Below are 17688 nucleotides of genomic sequence, written 5' to 3' on the forward strand. Positions count from 1 at the left end.
CCGGAATGCTTCGCCCCCCTTTCCCATGGAGAGGGGGGCGAACTTTTTCAACTACTCCAAGTTGTCGACGGGCGTATTAACGGAATAGCGCTCATCACTCCCAGGTGTCCGCTGAGCGAACGTGACAGTTCGTCATTCATGACGACTGTCCGTTTGGTGCCTGTCTGGCTATGTCTCTTATGTCCGGTTTTCGAAACTTACCGACTGTTCATGTGACCTAATTGAGATCGTCACTGGTCACTTTCGTGTCCGTGCGTGACGGATAGTGGGTGCAGTCAGGCTCGGGTCAAGGGTGACGCGCAGGGGTGCGCGCCGAAACCACGAGCGCGGACGGCACAGCGGGCCAGGTAACACCCGTCCGCAGTGCCCTCCTCGTTGCAACGTCGAATTCAGGAGGCACACCGATGCGTGGTGGGAGCCAGGCCAAGTGGGTTGTCGCAGCTGTTGCGGTCGCCCTCGCCGCGACTGCTTGTAGCAGTGGCGGTTCCACCGGTGGGAGCAGCTCCGATGGCGCTGCGGTCAACGCCCAGGGCGTGTTCAGCTACCAGAGCGGCGAGCCGCAGCGTCCGCTGCAGCCGGCCAACGCCATGGAGAACCAGGGCGGCCGCATCGTCAAGCAGCTCTTCCAGGGCCTCGTCGACTACGACCCCGCCACCGGCGCCCTGCGTAACCAGGTGGCCGACAAGATCGAGACCACTGACGCCAAGAACTACACCGTCACGCTGAAGTCCGGTTGGACCTTCCACGACGGCACCCCGGTGACGGCCAAGTCCTTCGTGGACTCCTGGAACTGGTCGGCGAACACCAAGAACAACCAGATCAACTCGGACTGGTTCTCCGACATCGTCGGCTACGACGCCGTTCACCCGGAGAAGGGTGACCCGACCGCCGACACCATGTCCGGTCTGAAGGTCGTCGACGACACGCACTTCACCATCGAGCTGAGCAGCCCGGTCTCGTACTTCACGTACAAGCTCGGCTACTCGGCCTTCTACCCGCTGCCGACCGGGTTCTTCTCCGACCCGGCGGGCTACGGCCAGAAGCCGGTCGGCAACGGCCCGTACAAGTTCGTGTCGTGGGAGCACAACAAGGCCATCACCCTGGCCGCCTACGACAAGTACGCGGGCACGAACAAGGCCAAGAACGGCGGCATCGTCTTCCGGAACTACACCGCCGGTGAGGCCGCGTACAAGGACCTGATGTCGGACACCCTCGACGTCCTGGACCAGGTCGACTCGACCGACCTGCCCAAGTACAAGGACGACCTGGGCAAGCGCGCGGTCGACCAGCCGCAGGGCGCCATCCAGAACATCTCCTTCGCGCTGTACAACGCCGACTGGAACGCGCCGGAGAAGGCCAAGGTCCGCCAGGGCCTGTCGATGGCCATCGACCGCGACACCATCACCAAGACCGTGCTGAACGGCACGCGTCAGCCCGCCGACGGCTTCGTGGCGCCCGGCGTCATGGGCTACAAGGCCGGCGCCTGCGGCGACGCCTGCAAGTACGACCCGGCCAAGGCCAAGCAGCTGATCGCCGAGGGCAACGGCGTGCCCGGCAACAAGATCACCATCCTCTACAACTCCGATGGTGGTCACAAGGAGTGGGTCGACGCGGTCTGCAACTCGATCCGCCAGGCCACCGGCGTCGAGTGCCTCGGTGACCCGAAGCCGGACTTCAAGACCTCGCGCGACATCGTGACCAAGCGTCAGGTGTCGAGCATGATGCGTACCGGCTGGGTGCAGGACTACCCGCTGAACGCCAACTTCCTGCGCGACGTCTACGGCACCGGTGCGGCGGCGAACGACGCCGGCTACTCCAGCCCGGAGTTCGACAAGCTCTCGAAGGAGGCCGACGCGGCCACCACGGTGGAGAAGACCACCGAGCTCTACCAGCAGGCCGAGGCCGTCCTGGCCAAGGACATGCCGGCCATCCCGCTCTGGTACTACAAGACCAGCTCCGGCTGGTCCAACAACGTCCAGAACGTGAAGTTCGACTCCTTCGGCAACCCGGTCTACACCGACGTCGAGGTCAAGAAGAAGTAATCGGTCGGCACCGCCTGACCCGGTGACAACGGCCGGTGCCCGTCCCATCCCCACAAGGGCGAGGACTGGCACCGGCCGTTGGCACGCCGACTTATCTCTGGCCGGGATGACGGGCCCGGCAGAGTCATACATGGAGGCACGATGGGGCGCTTTGTCGCAAGGCGACTGCTCCAGATGATCCCGGTCTTCCTCGGAACGACCGCGCTCATCTTTTTCATGGTGCACGCGCTGCCGGGTGACCCGGTGGCCGCGATGTGGGGCGACAAGGCGCCGGACCCGGCCCAGCTCGCCGCTCTGAGGCACCAGATGGGCTTCGACAAGCCGCTGGTCCAGCAGTACCTCGACTACATGGGGAAGCTGCTCACCGGTGACTTCGGAACCACCTTGGACCAGCGGCCGGTGCTCGACGTGATCACCGATGCGCTGCCGGTCACCACCCGGCTGGCGCTGTTCGCGTTCGCCATCGAGATCGTGCTCGGCGTCACCATCGGCCTCTTCGCCGGTCTGCGCCGCGGCAAGGCGTTCGACAAGAGCACCCTGGTCCTGACCCTGCTGCTGATCTCGATCCCGGTTCCGGTGCTGGGCTTCATCTTCCAGACGGTCTTCGGGCAGAACCTGAAGTGGGTCACGCCGACCGTCCAGGACAGCAACGACATCACCCAACTGGTGTTGCCGGCGTTCGTGCTCGGCTCGCTGTCGCTGGCGTACGTGGCGCGTCTCACCCGTACCTCCATAGCCGAGAACATCAAGGCCGACTACGTCCGCACCGCGGTGGCCAAGGGCCTGCCCCGGCGCAAGGTGATCGGCACCCACCTGCTCCGCAACTCGATGATCCCGGTGGTCACCTTCCTCGGCACCGACCTGGGCGCCCTGATGGGTGGCGCGATCGTGACCGAGGGCATCTTCAACGTCAAGGGCATCGGCAACGCGCTCTACGCGGCGATCAACCACAAGGAGGGCCCGACGGTCGCCGGCTTCGTGGCCTTCCTGGTGCTCGTATACCTGGCCGCCGGCCTGATCGTCGACCTGCTTTACGCGGTCCTGGACCCGAGGATCCGTTATGCCTGACCTGACCGAGAAGAAGACGGCCGAGGAGATCCCGGCCCAGCGTGGCGCCGACACCCCGGCGGCCAAGCCCGAGAAGGCCCGCAGCCTCGGCTCCGACGCCTGGCACGACCTGCGCCGCAAGCCGATCTTCGTGGTCTCCGCGCTGCTGATCCTGCTGCTGATCGTCATCGCGATCGCCCCCGGGCTGTTCACCTCGGCGGACCCGCGCGCCGGCGACCTGCGTCTGCACTACCTGACCAAGCCGAACTACAGCCACTTCTTCCAGGCGGACTGGTTCGGCTACGACCTCCAGGGCCGCAGCATCTACGCCCGGGTGATCTACGGCGCCCGCGCCTCGGTCGTCGTCGGCATCTGCGTCACGGCGGGTGTGACCATCCTCGGTGGCATCACCGGCATGCTGGCCGGCTACTTCGGTGGCTGGGTCGACACGATCATCTCCCGGGTCACCGACATCTTCTTCGGCATCCCGCTGCTGCTCGGCGCCCTGGTCATCCTCAACGCCTTCACCTCGCGCACCATCTGGAGCGTGGTCTTCGCGCTGGTCTCCCTGGGCTGGACCCAGATGACCCGTGTCATGCGCGGTTCGGTCATCACGGTCAAGCAGGCCGACTTCGTGACGGCCGCCAAGGCGCTCGGCGCAGGCACCAGCCGGATCCTGTGGAAGCACATCCTGCCGAACGCGGTCGCCCCGGTGATCGTCGTCGCCACCATCGCGCTCGGCGGCTACATCGCCACCGAGGCGACGCTGAGCTTCCTCGGCATCGGTCTGCAGGACCCGACCATCTCCTGGGGCATCGACATCAACACCGCCCAGAAGGTGATCCGGACCGCCCCGTTCGCCCTGTTCTTCCCCGCCGGAATGCTGAGCCTCACGGTTCTGGCCTTCATCATGCTCGGCGACGCGGTGCGCGACGCCCTCGACCCGAAGCTCCGCTGAGAGAAGAGGTGACGACCCGATGACCACCGTGATCGAGAACAACAACCAGAAGAGCGGCCGACTCGAAGTTGGCACCCCGCTGCTGGAGGTCAAGAACCTCCACGTGGAGTTCCACACCCGGGACGGCATCGCGAAGGCCGTGAACGGCGTCAACTACTCCGTCGCGGCCGGCGAGACGCTCGCCGTGCTCGGAGAGTCCGGCTCCGGCAAGTCCGTGACCGCCCAGACCATCATGGGCATCCTGGACATGCCGCCCGGCAAGGTGACGCAGGGCGAGATCCTGTACCGCGGCCAGGACATGCTCAAGATGGGCAACGAGGAGCGGCGCAGGATCCGCGGCCAGAAGATCGCGATGATCTTCCAGGACGCGCTGTCCTCGCTCAACCCCGTGCTCAGCGTGGGCTACCAGCTCGGCGAGATGTTCCGGGTGCACCAGGGCGCCTCCAAGAAGGACGCCAAGGAGAAGGCCATCGAGCTGATGGACCGGGTGCGCATCCCGGCCGCCAGGCAGCGCGTCGGCGACTACCCGCACCAGTTCTCCGGCGGCATGCGCCAGCGCATCATGATCGCCATGGCGCTCTCGATGCAGCCCGACCTGATCATCGCGGACGAGCCCACCACCGCCCTGGACGTCACCGTCCAGGCCCAGGTGATGGACCTGCTCGCGGAGCTCCAGGCCGAGTACAACATGGGCCTGATCCTGATCACCCACGACCTCGGCGTGGTCGCCGACGTCGCGGACAAGATCGCCGTGATGTACGCCGGCCGGATCGTCGAGACCGCCCCGGTGCACGACCTGTACGCCAACCCGGCGCACCCGTACACCAAGGGCCTGCTCCGCTCCATCCCGCGCCTGGACCAGAAGGGCCAGGAGCTCTACGCGATCCAGGGCCTGCCCCCGAACCTGCTGAAGGTCCCGACCGGCTGCGCGTTCAACCCCCGCTGTGACGTCGCCACCGACCTGTGCCGCACGGAGATCCCGGCGCTGCACCAGGTGACCGACAAGGACGGCAAGGAGCTCACCGGCCGCCGCAGCGCGTGCCACCTCTGGAAGGAGACCCTCCATGGCTGAGCCCATCCTGGAGGTCAAGGACCTGGTCAAGCACTACCCGCTGAGCCAGGGCATCCTCTTCAAGAAGCAGGTCGGCGCGGTCAAGGCGGTCGACGGCATCTCCTTCGAGCTGGCGAAGGGCGAGACGCTCGGCATCGTCGGCGAGTCCGGCTGTGGCAAGTCCACGCTGGCCAAGGTGCTGATGAACCTGGAGCGGGCCACCTCCGGCCAGGTGCTGTTCAAGGGCGAGGACATCTCCAAGCTGTCCGGCCAGGCCCTCAAGGCCGTCCGCCGCAACATCCAGATGGTGTTCCAGGACCCGTACACCTCGCTGAACCCGCGCATGACGGTCGGCGACATCATCGGGGAGCCCTACGAGATCCACCCCGAGGTGGCGCCCAAGGGCGACCGCCGCAAGGCCGTCCAGGACCTGCTGGACGTCGTGGGTCTGAACCCGGAGTACATCAACCGGTACCCGCACCAGTTCTCCGGCGGCCAGCGCCAGCGCATCGGCATCGCCCGCGGTCTCGCGCTCAAGCCCGAGATCATCATCTGTGACGAGCCGGTCTCCGCCCTGGACGTGTCCGTCCAGGCGCAGGTGATCAACCTGCTGGAGAAGCTGCAGGGCGACTTCGGCCTGTCGTACATGTTCATCGCGCACGACCTCTCCATCGTCCGGCACATCTCCGACCGCGTCGGCGTGATGTACCTCGGCAAGATGGTCGAGATCGGCACCGACGAGCAGATCTACGACAACGCCACCCACCCGTACACCCAGGCGCTGCTCTCCGCGGTGCCGGTGCCGGACCCGACGGCGCGCGAGAACCGCGATCGGATCATCCTGACCGGTGACATCCCCTCGCCGGCCAACCCGCCGTCCGGCTGCCGCTTCCGCACCCGCTGCTGGAAGGCGGAGGACCGCTGCGCCGAGGAGATCCCGCTGCTCGCGGTGCCCTCGGTGCTGAAGGGCCCGGCCGCGCACGAGTCGGCCTGTCACTTCGCCGAGGTCCGGGAGCCGGCCGCCGCCTGACTCCCCGTGGCATCCCCGGAAGGGCCCGTGGCTTCGCGCCGCGGGCCCTTCCGTCGTTCCGTCAACTCACGGGGCGTCCGGTGCACCCGTCCGGGTGCACCTGACTCGCGCCGTCGTCCGGGCGCGCTTCTCATGGGGTGTGATGCGACACACACCACGAGGAGGGACCTCCATGCCCGTAGCCGCCCGTGCTCGCTGGGTCCTCGCCGCTGCGACATCCGTGGCCCTGGTGGCCACCGGGTGCAGCAGCGGCGGCGGCGGAAGCAGCAACAGCTCGTCGGACAGCAGCAAGAGCTTCAGCTACCAGAGCAGTGAGCCGCAGAACCCGCTGCAGCCGGCCAACGCGAACGAGGTCGGCGGCGGTCGCATCATCCAGAACCTCTTCAAGGGGCTGGTCGACTACGACCCCGCCACCGCCAAGATCCGGATGCAGGTCGCCGACAAGATCGACACCAGCGACTCCCAGACCTTCGACGTCACGCTGAAGGACGGCTGGAAGTTCCACGACGGCACGCCGGTGCACGCCAAGAACTTCGTGGACTCCTGGAACTGGAGCGCGACCACCAGCAACAACCAGATCAACAGCTCCTGGTTCTCCGACATCGAGGGGTACCAGGACGTCCACCCCGGCAGCGGCCAGCCGACCGCGACCAAGATGTCCGGCCTGACCGTGGTCGACGACCTGCACTTCACCGTCAAGCTCAGCAACAAGGTCTCGTACTTCGAGTACAAGCTCGGCTACATCGCCTTCTCCCCGCTGCCGGACGCCTTCTTCAACGACCCGACCGGGTACGGGCAGAAGCCGGTGGGCAACGGCCCCTACCAGTTCGTCAGCTGGAACCACAACACCGAGGTCGTCACCAAGGCCTTCCCGGACTACCAGGGCGTCGACAAGCCGAAGAACGGCGGCATCGTCTTCAAGATGTACACCACGTCCGAGGCCGCCTACGCCGACCTCCAGTCCAGCAACCTGGACGTGATGGACCAGGTGCCGCCGTCCGCGCTGGCGACGTACAAGAGCGACCTCGGAGACCGGGCGATCGACGCCCCGCAGGGCGCCATCCAGAACATCGGCTTCACCCTCTACCAGGCCGACTGGGCCGCGCCCGACAAGGCCAAGGTGCGCCAGGGCCTGTCCATGGCGATCGACCGCGACACCATCACCAAGACGGTGCTGCAGAACTCCCGCAAGCCGGCCACCGCCTGGGTGGCCGAGGGCGTCGAGGGCTACAAGGACGGCGCCTGCGGCGACTTCTGCAAGTTCGACCCCGCCAAGGCCAAGCAGCTGATCAGCGACGGCGGCGGCGTCCCCGGCAACAAGCTGCTGATCACCTACAACTCCGACGGCGGCCACAAGGAGTGGGTCGACGCGGTCTGCAACTCGATCCGGCAGAGCACCGGCGTCGAGTGCCTCGGAGACCCGAAGCCCGACTTCAAGACCGCCCGCGCCGCGATCACCGGGCACCAGGTCAACGGCGCCTTCCGCACCGGCTGGGTGCAGGACTACCCGCTGAACGCCAACTTCCTGTCCGACGTGTACCGCACCGGCGCCGCGTCCAACGACTTCGGCTACAGCAACCCGCAGTTCGACCAGGCGGCCACCAAGGCCGACGAGGCCGCCAGCGTCGCCGACACGGTGACCGGCTACCAGCAGGCCGAGGCGGTGCTGCCGAGCGGGATGCCGGCCATCCCGCTCTGGTACTACCGCACCAACTCGGGTTACTCGACCAAGGTGCAGAACGTGAAGTTCGACTCCTTCGGAAACCCGGCCTGGACCCAGGTCGAGGTCAAGGGCTGATCCCCCGACCCCTCGCGCCGGCCCCGCCCTTCCCGCACGGAGGGCGGGGCCCGGCCCTCCCGGCCGACCGTCCCCGGCCGGCCGTGCACCCAGGGCACGTCTAGGAAGGAGGCTCGGATGGGCAGTTACGTGCTGCGGCGGGTGCTGCAGATGATCCCGGTGTTCTTTGGCACCACGCTGCTGATCTTCCTGATGGTCTACACGCTGCCGGGCGACCCGGTGTCGGCGCTGTTCGGCGAGAAGGCCGCCGACCCGGCCATCGTGGCCAGCATCAAGCACAAGTACTTCCTGGACCAGCCGGTCTGGAAGCAGTACCTGCACTACATGGGGAACCTCTTCCAGGGGGACTTCGGGACGAGCTTCACCGGCCGCCCCGTCTCCGAGATCATGGCGACCGCCTTCCCGGTCACCATCCGGCTCGCGCTGATGGCCTTCGTCTTCGAAGTGGTCCTCGGCCTCGCCCTGGGCATGGCCTCCGGCCTCCGGCGCGGCAGCGTCCAGGACACCCTGGTGCTGATCCTCACCCTGGTGGTGATCTCGATCCCGGTCTTCGTGCTGGCCTACATCGCGCAGACGATCTTCGCCACCAACCTCGGCTGGGTCACCCCGACGGTGCAGGACTCCACCGACCTCTCCCAGCTGATCCTGCCCGCGATCGTGCTGGGCTCGCTCTCGCTCGCGTACGTCGCCCGGCTCACCCGGACGTCCATCGGCGAGAACCTGCGGGCCGACTACATCCGCACGGCGGTCGCCAAGGGGCTGCCCCGGCGGACCGTCATCTCCCGCCACCTGCTGCGCAACTCGCTGATCCCGGTGGTCACCTTCCTCGGCACCGACCTCGGCGCCCTGATGGGCGGGGCGATCGTCACCGAGGGCATCTTCAACGTGCAGGGCGTCGGCAACGTCCTGTACCGGGCGATCAACCAGAAGGAAGGTCCCACCGTGGTCGGCATCGTGACCGTCCTGGTGATCGTCTACCTCGTCGCCAGCCTGCTCGTCGACCTGCTCTACGCGGTCCTGGACCCGAGGATCCGCTATGCCTGACGTCCACGACGAGAACTCGTACGAGCCGCGCCCCAAGCCCGGGGTCTCGCACCTCGACTACGCCGGGGAGCAGGGCATGGCGGTCGAGCAGGAGACCCTGGTCGAGTCCGACCCGGCCAAGCGGGAGGAGGCCCGCAGCCTGTGGGGCGACGCCTGGCGGGACCTGCGCCGGCGGCCGATCTTCCTGATCTCCGCGGTGCTGATCCTGCTGCTGGTCGTCATGGCGGTCTTCCCCTGGGCGTTCACCGACGCCGACCCGCGCAAGGCCGACCTGGTGCACGACTACCTCAGGCGGCCGAACTGGACGGACTTCTTCGGCGCCGGCTGGTTCGGCTACGACGGGCAGGGCCGGTCGATCTACGCCCGGGTGGTGTACGGCGCCCGCGCCTCGATCACCGTCGGCATCTGCGTGACCCTGTCGGTCACCGTGCTCGGCGGACTGGCCGGCATGGTCGCCGGCTACTTCGGCGGCGCCGTCGACGCGGTGATCTCCCGGATCACCGACATCTTCTTCGGCCTCCCACTGCTGCTCGGCGCCCTGGTGCTGCTGAACGCCTTCACCACCCGCACGGTGTGGAGCGTGGTCATCGCGCTGGCCTTCCTCGGCTGGACCCAGATCGCCCGCGTCATGCGCGGCGCCGTGCTGACCGTCAAACAGTCCGACTACGTGGTGGCCGGCCGGGCGCTCGGCGCCGGGACGGGGCGGCTGATGTTCCGGCACATCCTGCCGAACGCGATCGCCCCCGTGATCGTCGTCGCCACCATCGCGCTCGGCGGCTACATCGCCACCGAGGCGACGCTGAGCTTCCTCGGCATCGGTCTGCAGGACCCGACCATCTCCTGGGGCATCGACATCTCCTCCGCCCAGAAGGTGATCCGGACGGCGCCGTACGTGCTGTTCTTCCCGGCCGTGGCGCTCTCCGTCACCGTGCTGGCCTTCATCATGCTGGGCGACGCGGTGCGCGACGCCCTCGACCCGAAGCTTCGCTGAGCGAGGGGAGCGCAACGTGAGTACAGCTGTGGACGCCAGCAGGTCCGAGCGGGCCGCGTCGTACGAGGGGCCGCTGCTCGACGTCCGTGACCTGCACGTCGAGTTCGTCACCCGGGACGGCGTGGCCAAGGCGGTCAACGGGGTCGACTACAGCGTCCGGGCGGGGGAGACGCTCGCGGTGCTCGGCGAGTCCGGTTCGGGCAAGTCGGTGACCGCGCAGGCGATCATGGGCATCCTGGACATGCCGCCGGCCCGGATCCCGCGCGGGGAGATCCGCTTCCGCGGTCGGGACATGCTGAAGATGGGCAACGAGGAGCGGCGCAGGATCCGCGGCCAGAAGATCGCGATGATCTTCCAGGACGCGCTGTCCTCGCTCAACCCGGTGCTGACGGTGGGCTTCCAGCTCGGCGAGATGTTCCGCGCCCACCGGGGGGCGTCCCGCAAGGAGGCCAAGGACAGGGCCGTCGAACTGATGGACCGGGTGCGGATCCCGGCGGCCAAGCAGCGGGTGAACGACTACCCGCACCAGTTCTCCGGCGGCATGCGCCAGCGCATCATGATCGCCATGGCGCTGGCCCTGGAACCGGACCTGATCATCGCGGACGAGCCCACCACCGCGCTGGACGTCACCGTCCAGGCGCAGGTGATGGACCTGCTCGCGGAGCTCCAGGCGGAGTACAACATGGGCCTGATCCTGATCACCCACGACCTCGGCGTGGTCGCCGACGTCGCCGACAAGATCGCCGTGATGTACGCCGGCCGGATCGTCGAGACCGCCCCGGTGCACGAGCTGTACGCGCGCCCCGCGCACCCGTACACCCGCGGCCTGCTGGACTCCATCCCGCGGCTGGACCAGAAGGGCCAGGAGCTCTACGCCATCAAGGGCCTGCCGCCCAACCTGCTGCGGATCCCCCAGGGCTGCGCCTTCAACCCGCGCTGCCCGCGGGCGCAGGACCGCTGCCGGGCCGAGGTGCCGGAGCTGTACCCGGTCGCCGAGGACGACGGTGCCCCGCTGGCCGGGCGGGGCAGCGCCTGCTTCTTCTGGAAGGAGACCCTCCATGGCCGCTAACGGGTCCACCGCACTGGGTGCCGCGGTGCCGGAGGAGGCCGCCTTCGCCCAGGAAGTGCCGCGCGGCGAGCCGATCCTCGAAGTCCGGGACCTGGTCAAGCACTTCCCGCTGACCAAGGGCGTGCTGTTCAGGAAGCAGGTCGGCGCCGTGAAGGCCGTCGACGGGGTCTCCTTCGACCTGAGGCAGGGCGAGACGCTGGGCGTCGTCGGCGAGTCCGGCTGCGGGAAGTCCACGCTGGCCAAGGTGCTGATGAACCTGGAGCCGGCCACCGGGGGATCGGTCCGCTACAAGGGCGAGGAGATCTCCCGGCTGTCCGGGTCGGCGTTGAAGGCCGTCCGCCGCAACATCCAGATGGTGTTCCAGGACCCGTACACCTCGCTGAACCCGCGCATGACGGTCGGCGACATCATCGGGGAGCCCTTCGAGATCCACCCCGAGGTGGCGCCCAAGGGGGACCGCCGCAAGGCCGTCCAGGACCTGCTGGACGTGGTCGGGCTCAACCCCGAGTACATCAACCGCTATCCGCACCAGTTCTCCGGCGGGCAGCGCCAGCGCATCGGCATCGCAAGGGGGTTGGCGCTCAGGCCGGAGATCATCATCTGTGACGAGCCGGTCTCCGCGCTGGACGTGTCGGTGCAGGCGCAGGTGATCAACCTGCTGGACAAGCTGCAGGGGGAGTTCAACCTCTCGTACATGTTCATCGCGCACGACCTCTCCATCGTCCGGCACATCTCGGACCGGGTCGGCGTGATGTACCTCGGCAAGATGGTCGAGATCGGCAGCGATGCCGAGATCTACGACCACGCCACCCACCCGTACACCCAGGCGCTGCTCTCCGCCGTCCCCGTGCCGGACCCGACGGCCAGGGAGTCGCGGGACCGGATCGTGCTCACCGGGGACGTACCCTCGCCGGCCAACCCGCCGTCCGGCTGCCGCTTCCGCACCCGCTGCTGGAAGGCGCAGGACCGCTGCGCGGCCGAGATCCCGCTGCTCGCCTCGCCGTCCTGGCTGGGCGGGGCGGCCCGGCACGACTCGGCGTGTCACTTCGCGGCGGAGCGCGAGGTCGGGCAGGGCGGTACCGAGCCCGGTTAGCGGCTCGCGAGACCCAGGGCGCGCCCCCGCACCGGGGGTGCGCCCTTTCTTGTGATGGAAAAGAGACGTGCCGCGCGATTCCGCAAGTGGGGTCGGGTCGTTGATAGTTGCTCTGCGCGTACAGGTGCTCGCCGCTGCGCTGGGGGAGGGCTGTTCGGATGGACATGGTGGAGGTGATCGGCGGCGGTCGGGAGAACCTGGTGCCCGGGACCCCGCTGCTGGAGGTCGACGACCTGCACGTCGAGTTCCGTACCCGGGACGGCGTGGCCAGGGCCGTCAACGGGGTGAGCTACTCGGTGTCGGCCGGGGAGACGCTGGCGGTGCTGGGTGAGTCCGGTTCGGGCAAGTCGGTGACTGCGCAGGCGATCATGGGCATCCTGGACACGCCGCCCGGGCGGATCACCGGCGGGCGGATCCTCTACCGCGGCGAGGACCTGCTGACCATGGGCTCCAGGGCCCGGCGGTTCGTCCGGGGCCAGAAGATCGCGATGATCTTCCAGGACGCACTGTCCTCGCTCAACCCGGTGCTCAGCGTGGGGTACCAGCTCGGCGAGATGTTCCAGGTGCACCGCGGCGCCAGCCGCAAGGAGGCCAGGGAGAGGGCCATCGAGCTGATGGACCGGGTGCGGATCCCGGCGGCCAGGCAGCGCGTCGGTGACTACCCGCACCAGTTCTCCGGCGGCATGCGCCAGCGCATCATGATCGCCATGGCGCTCTCCATGGAGCCGGACCTGATCATCGCGGACGAGCCCACCACCGCGCTGGACGTCACCGTGCAGGCCCAGGTGATGGACCTGCTGGCCGAGTTGCAGCACGAGTTCCACATGGGGCTGATCCTGATCACCCACGACCTCGGCGTGGTCGCCGACGTCGCGGACACGATCGCGGTGATGTACGCGGGCCGGATCGTCGAGACGGCCCCGGTGCGCGACCTGTACGCGCGCCCCGCCCACCCGTACACCCGGGGACTGCTCGACTCGATCCCGCGGCTGGACCAGAAGGGGCAGAACCTCCACGCCATCAAGGGCCTGCCGCCCAGCCTCCTGAAGATCCCGCAGGGCTGCGCGTTCAACCCGCGCTGCGACCGGGTGCAGGACCGCTGCCTGAGCGAACTCCCGCCGCTGGTGCCGATGGTGGACGCCGAGGGCGCCGAGCTGCCCGGCCGTCGCAGCGCCTGCCACTTCTGGCGGGAGACCCTGCACGGCTGAGGACGCCGGGGCGCCGCCGTCTACCGCTCGAAGCCGACGTTCTCCCAGACGATGTCGGACAGCCCCTGGGCGCCGATGTTGGCGAGGTTGGCGCGGGCGCCGTACAGCTGCGGGCGCTGGTAGAGCGGCAGCACGCCGGCCACCTTCCACAGCTCGCCGTCGGCCTGGTTGATCGCCTCGGAGGCGGTGGCCGCGTCGGGTGCGGCGGCGGCCCGGTCGAGGGCGGCGTCCACCGCCGGGCTGCCCGCGCCGACGTGGTTGGTGCCGCCGTTCTGGACGAAGTCGGCGCGGTTGCCGCTGGCCGGGAAGGGCGTGCCGAGCAGCGAGTACGCGGTGATGTCGAAGTCGCCGCGGTTGACGTACTTGTCGAAGAACTCGTTGGCGGCGGAGGTGACCGTGGTGACCTTGACGCCGACGTCCTTGAGCGTCCTGGTGGCGCTGTCGGCCTCGCTCTGCGCCTGGGTGACGCCGGCGGGGATGACCATCCGCAGGTTCAGCTCGCGGCCGTTGCGCTTGCGGACGTCGCCGTCGAGCCGCCAGCCGGCCGCGTCCAGCTTGCGGGCGGCCTCGGCGGGGTCGTAGCGGCTGAGGCCGAGGGAGTTGTCCCGGTAGGCGTTCTGGTTGGCGACCAGCAGGTGGTTGTTGAGCGGGGCGGCGGGCCAGTCCAGGCCGTTCAGGTCGGAGCGGATGACGGCGTCCCGGTTGATGGCCTGGAAGACGGCCTGGCGGACGGTCGCGTCGCTGAGCGCCGGGGTGCGGGCGTTGAGGGTGAGCTGGCGGAAGTCGGGCCCGCCGGCCCGGCGGACGGCGACGCCCTTGGTGCTCTTGATGGTCTGGTAGCCGGCGACGTCCGGGCCGTTGTTGAAGAGGTCGATCTCGCCCCTGGCGAAGGCGGGGGCCATGGCGTTGGGCAGCATGGCGTGGAAGACGATCCGGTCCAGCAGCGGCTTGTCGCCCCACCAGGCGGGGTCGGCGACCAGCGTGATGGTCTGGGCGGCGCGGTCCAGCCGTTCGACCTTGAACGGGCCGGCGGTGACCGGGATCGCGTCCAGGTAGGCGGAGTTGAACAGCTCCGGGGTGGCGAGCCGGCTCGCGGGCAGCAGCGGGGCGTTGGCGGCGCCGTTGAACATCGACTGCCACTCGGAGAACGGCCGGTCGAAGGTCATCACCGCCTGGAAGTCGTCCTTGCCCCGCTCGACCGAGGAGACCTGTTCGAAGCCGGTGTTGCTGGCGGGCCGGTAGGCCGGGTCCTTCCCGTTCAGCGCCCGCCAGTTGGCTTCGAGGTCGCGCCAGGTGATCGGGGTGCCGTCGGACCAGTGGGCCTTCGGGTTGAGCGTCCAGACGACGACCTGCCGGCCGTCCCGCAGCTCCGCGTGGGCGTCTTGCAGGTAGGCCGGGTTGGCGGTCTGGGTGCCGGCCGCGTCGGAGCGGAAGAAGGTCGGCAGCAGCGGCTTGCTGACGCTGATCGTCGAGGACTCGCTGCCGTCGGTCTGGATCAGCGACCACTGGCGGGAGAACTGGGCGATCGCCAGGTGCAGGGTGCCGCCCTGGCGCAGCTGGGAGCGCTCGCGCGGGTTGACGTCGATCGAGGTGAGCTTGGGGGCCCCGGTGGCGGACGGCCCGTCGGCGGCGCCGCCCTGGCCGGAGGCGCACGAACAGAGCGTCAGTGAGAGCGACAGAGCGGTGAGACCGGCGAGCAGAGCCGTCCGGTGCTGGAGGCGGCGGCTCATCGGCGTGCTCCCCGAGGTGGCTGTGGCGGAAGGTGTGGCGTCACATCTTGCTGACCGGGAGGGGGAGTTGTCGAGGGGCGGGCCGGATGCCGGCCCGCCCCCCGATCGGTGCGGTCGTCGCTCAGGCGACGGTGAACTTGAAGGTGCGGTCCTTCTCGCCGGTCTTGTCGAGCAGCGAGGTGACGGCGTCCGCGACGTCCTGCGGGGTGATCGCGGCGTTCTGGCCGTTCTTCTTGACCTTCACCTTGTCGAACACGCTGCCCAGCTGGCCGTTCAGCGCGTCGAGGTCCCACTTGGGCACGATCTTGCCGGAGGCGTCCGGGACGAGCGTGAGCGTCTTGGCGGCGACCTGCTTGCCGAAGATCCACTTCTTGGCGCCGGCCAGGACGTACACGTTGCCGTTGAGCGCGGACTTGCCGAGGCTGTCCGCGGCGGCTTGCAGGGCCTGCGGGGAGACCTTGGGCTGGGCGGCCGTCACGGCGAGCGCGATCGGCTGCTCGGGCTTGCCGGCGGCGCGGTCGCGGTAGGCCTGCTCGACCACGTCGAGGGCGCTCGCCGAGTCGACGGCCTGGCCGGCCCGGCCGGGCACCACGACCGGGTCGCCGTTGTCGGCGAACTTGACGTAGCCCTCCTGAAGGCCCTGGCCCGAGCCGGAGGCCAGGGTGTCCAGGGCGGCCTTGAGCTTGGCCCGGTCCACCTTGACGTCCGGTGCGACCGCCTTGGTGCCGCCCTTCAGCGACTTGATGACGTCGACCGGGCTGTAGCTGTGCTGGGCGAGGCCGTCCACGGTGCCCGTGGTGTCGAAGCTCAGCCCGGCGACGGTCGGGTCGAGGTTCAGCGCCTGGTCGCCGACCTTCAGCTTGAGCGGCTGCTGGCCGGTCTTGCCGACGGTCTCGTCGAGCTGGTGGATCGCCTGGTCGCGGCTGTTGCCGCCGATGTCGGTGCCGAGCACCACGGTGCCCTTGGGGATGTCGGACTGGTTGAGCATCAGGCCGGTGCCGTACGCGGCGGCGCCGAGGAACAGCACGAAGCCGACGCCGTACACGCCCAGCTTGACCAGCTTCTTGCCGGCGCTGGCCTTCGGCTTGGCCTTGCCCTTGGTCTTGGCGGGCGCGGGCGCGGGCGCGGGCGCGGGCGCGGGCGCGGACTCGGTCCTGGCCGGCTGCGGTGCGGGCCGGGGGCCCGGGGCGGGGGTCGGCAGCGGGGTGAACTCGGTGGCCTCCGGGTCCGGTCCGGGCTGCTGCGGGTGCCCGGGGGCGGTACCGGGGGCGCCGGGGAAGAGCCCGCCGGGGGCCGGGTGGGCGAAGGCGTCCTGGCCCGGCGCGGCGGGGCGCTGGGCGGCGAACGGGTCGGCACCGGCCGGGGCCGAGGCGAACAGGCCGGGCTGCGGGCGGGCTTCGCCGCCGTGCGCGGCGCCGTTCTGCGGCAGGCCCGGTATGGCGGCGGGCGGCGGGGTGCCCTCGCGGATCGGCTCGAAGCCGTCGACCGAGGTGTCCTCCGGGTCCGTCGCGCCGGCCGCCGGGCCCTGCGGGCGGGCGCCCGGGCGCGGGCCCTGCTGCGGCCGGCCGTCGGACTGCCGGCCGTTGCGCCGGCCGCCGTTCTGCTGGCCGCCGTTCTGCTGGGCGTCCTGCTGCGGGCGGTCGTCGCGCCGGCCGCGGGCTCCGGCCGTGGGCGCCATCGGGGCGAACGGGTCGGCGGTGGGCGGGGCGAAGGGGGAGGCGGCCTCGTACACGCCGGGCTCCTCCGCCGGGGCCTGCGCACCGGGGCCGGCGGGGAACGGCGCACCGTTCGGGTTCGGGGCCGGGTTCGGGGCCTGGGCCTGGGCGGGCACCGGTCGGCCGTTCGGGCGGGCCGCGCCCTGGGCGGGGCGGGCACCGTTCGGGCGGGCGCCGGGGGCCGGGGCGGCCGTCGGCCGGGGCTCGGCGGCGGCGGGCGCGGCCGGGGCCTCCGGCGCGCCCGGGGCACCGGCCGGTACGGCGGTCGGCGCCGGCTCCGCCTTCTTCTGCCGGGGCCGGAACCAGGCGCCGGTGGACTCGGCCTCGGACGTCGCCGGCGGGATCGGCGGGACCTGCCACTCCGGCGGCAGTTCCGGCGGGGTGGCCGTGCGGGCGCCGCCCTCCATCACCCCGAGGACGGGGGAGGAGGGCGCGGACCGGTGCCGCGGGCCGCCCGGCTCGGGGGCGGCCGCCGGGGCCTCCTCGCCCGGGCCGTCCTCGTTCTTGACGGTGCTGCGGACCACGACCGGCGGGATCGGGCGCGACCCGGGGATGTTGATCCGGACCCGGGTCGTCAGGGTGGTCTCGGTCTTCGGGCCGTCGTCCTCGCCGCCCGACGCGGCGCCCTGGGCGGCACCGGCCCGGTCGCCGCCCGGGAGCCCCGGTGTGCCGTAGGGCGGGGTGCCCGACGGGTAGGCGTCCGGACCCGTACGCCGGGGCGTCGGGTGGGCGTTGTCAGATTCGCGGCTGCTCAATGCTGCTCTGCTCCGGGTTCGCGGGCGGGCCGTGCGGCGCGACCGCGGTTCGTGGTCGCCGGGCCTGGGCGGGCGGCGGTCGGGTACGGCGTTCTGCGGGACCACCATACTGGGAAGAACAGAGCGGCGAACGGCTTCGGACAGATCCTGATACGTC

General features: G+C 69.7%; 13 protein-coding genes. 11 read left to right on the forward strand and 2 right to left on the reverse strand.

All coding sequences use genetic code 11. From position 1 onward, the window contains the following. Positions 1–404: 404 nt before the first annotated feature. From ACIO9K_RS10515 to ACIO9K_RS10565, 11 genes are all read left to right on the forward strand, one after another. Positions 405–2042 carry an ABC transporter substrate-binding protein gene (locus ACIO9K_RS10515; protein ID WP_400328370.1) on the forward strand — a complete coding sequence of 546 codons (1638 nt, stop codon included), beginning with the start codon at positions 405–407 and terminating at the stop codon, positions 2040–2042. A gap of 141 nt (positions 2043–2183) precedes the next feature. After that, positions 2184–3110, forward strand: a complete 927-nt coding sequence (locus ACIO9K_RS10520; RefSeq protein ID WP_363372519.1) for an ABC transporter permease — start codon at positions 2184–2186, stop codon at positions 3108–3110. Then, on the forward strand, positions 3103–4047 hold the full coding sequence (locus ACIO9K_RS10525) for an ABC transporter permease (RefSeq protein ID WP_400328372.1): 945 nt from the start codon (positions 3103–3105) through the stop codon (positions 4045–4047). The genes ACIO9K_RS10520 and ACIO9K_RS10525 overlap by 8 nt, the downstream gene beginning before the upstream one ends. Positions 4048–4066: 19 nt before the next feature. Next, positions 4067–5119, forward strand: a complete 1053-nt coding sequence (locus ACIO9K_RS10530; RefSeq protein ID WP_363372523.1) for an ABC transporter ATP-binding protein — start codon at positions 4067–4069, stop codon at positions 5117–5119. Continuing rightward, positions 5112–6128 (forward strand): ABC transporter ATP-binding protein, encoded by a 1017-nt coding sequence (locus ACIO9K_RS10535; RefSeq protein ID WP_400328375.1) that lies wholly within the window; start codon positions 5112–5114, stop codon positions 6126–6128. The genes ACIO9K_RS10530 and ACIO9K_RS10535 overlap by 8 nt, the downstream gene beginning before the upstream one ends. Positions 6129–6300: 172 nt before the next feature. Further along, entirely contained in the window at positions 6301–7926 is a 1626-nt protein-coding gene (locus ACIO9K_RS10540; RefSeq protein ID WP_363621423.1) for an ABC transporter substrate-binding protein, read from the forward strand. A gap of 117 nt (positions 7927–8043) precedes the next feature. Continuing rightward, positions 8044–8970, forward strand: a complete 927-nt coding sequence (locus tag ACIO9K_RS10545; RefSeq protein ID WP_363585423.1) for an ABC transporter permease — start codon at positions 8044–8046, stop codon at positions 8968–8970. A gap of 76 nt (positions 8971–9046) precedes the next feature. Next, on the forward strand, positions 9047–9961 hold the full coding sequence (locus ACIO9K_RS10550; RefSeq protein ID WP_363621502.1) for an ABC transporter permease: 915 nt from the start codon (positions 9047–9049) through the stop codon (positions 9959–9961). Between the two features lie 16 nt (positions 9962–9977). Beyond that, a complete protein-coding gene (locus ACIO9K_RS10555) occupies positions 9978–11030 on the forward strand; it encodes an ABC transporter ATP-binding protein (protein WP_363621425.1) in 1053 nt (350 codons plus the stop codon). After that, positions 11020–12123, forward strand: coding sequence for an ABC transporter ATP-binding protein (locus tag ACIO9K_RS10560; RefSeq protein ID WP_400328378.1), 1104 nt, complete (start codon positions 11020–11022; stop codon positions 12121–12123). The genes ACIO9K_RS10555 and ACIO9K_RS10560 overlap by 11 nt, the downstream gene beginning before the upstream one ends. 158 nt (positions 12124–12281) lie before the next feature. Next, on the forward strand, positions 12282–13331 hold the full coding sequence (locus ACIO9K_RS10565; RefSeq protein ID WP_363621429.1) for an ABC transporter ATP-binding protein: 1050 nt from the start codon (positions 12282–12284) through the stop codon (positions 13329–13331). 20 nt (positions 13332–13351) lie between these two features. Here the strand turns inward: ACIO9K_RS10565 and ACIO9K_RS10570 are convergent, their stop codons facing one another. Further along, on the reverse strand, positions 13352–15061 hold the full coding sequence (locus ACIO9K_RS10570; RefSeq protein WP_400328380.1) for an ABC transporter family substrate-binding protein: 1710 nt from the start codon (positions 15059–15061) through the stop codon (positions 13352–13354). A gap of 121 nt (positions 15062–15182) precedes the next feature. Further along, positions 15183–17531, reverse strand: a complete 2349-nt coding sequence (locus tag ACIO9K_RS10575; protein WP_400328382.1) for a peptidoglycan binding domain-containing protein — start codon at positions 17529–17531, stop codon at positions 15183–15185. Positions 17532–17688: the final 157 nt, after the last annotated feature.

Source organism: Kitasatospora sp. NPDC087271 (genome assembly GCF_044744605.1).
Classification (GTDB): Bacteria; Actinomycetota; Actinomycetes; order Streptomycetales; family Streptomycetaceae; genus Kitasatospora.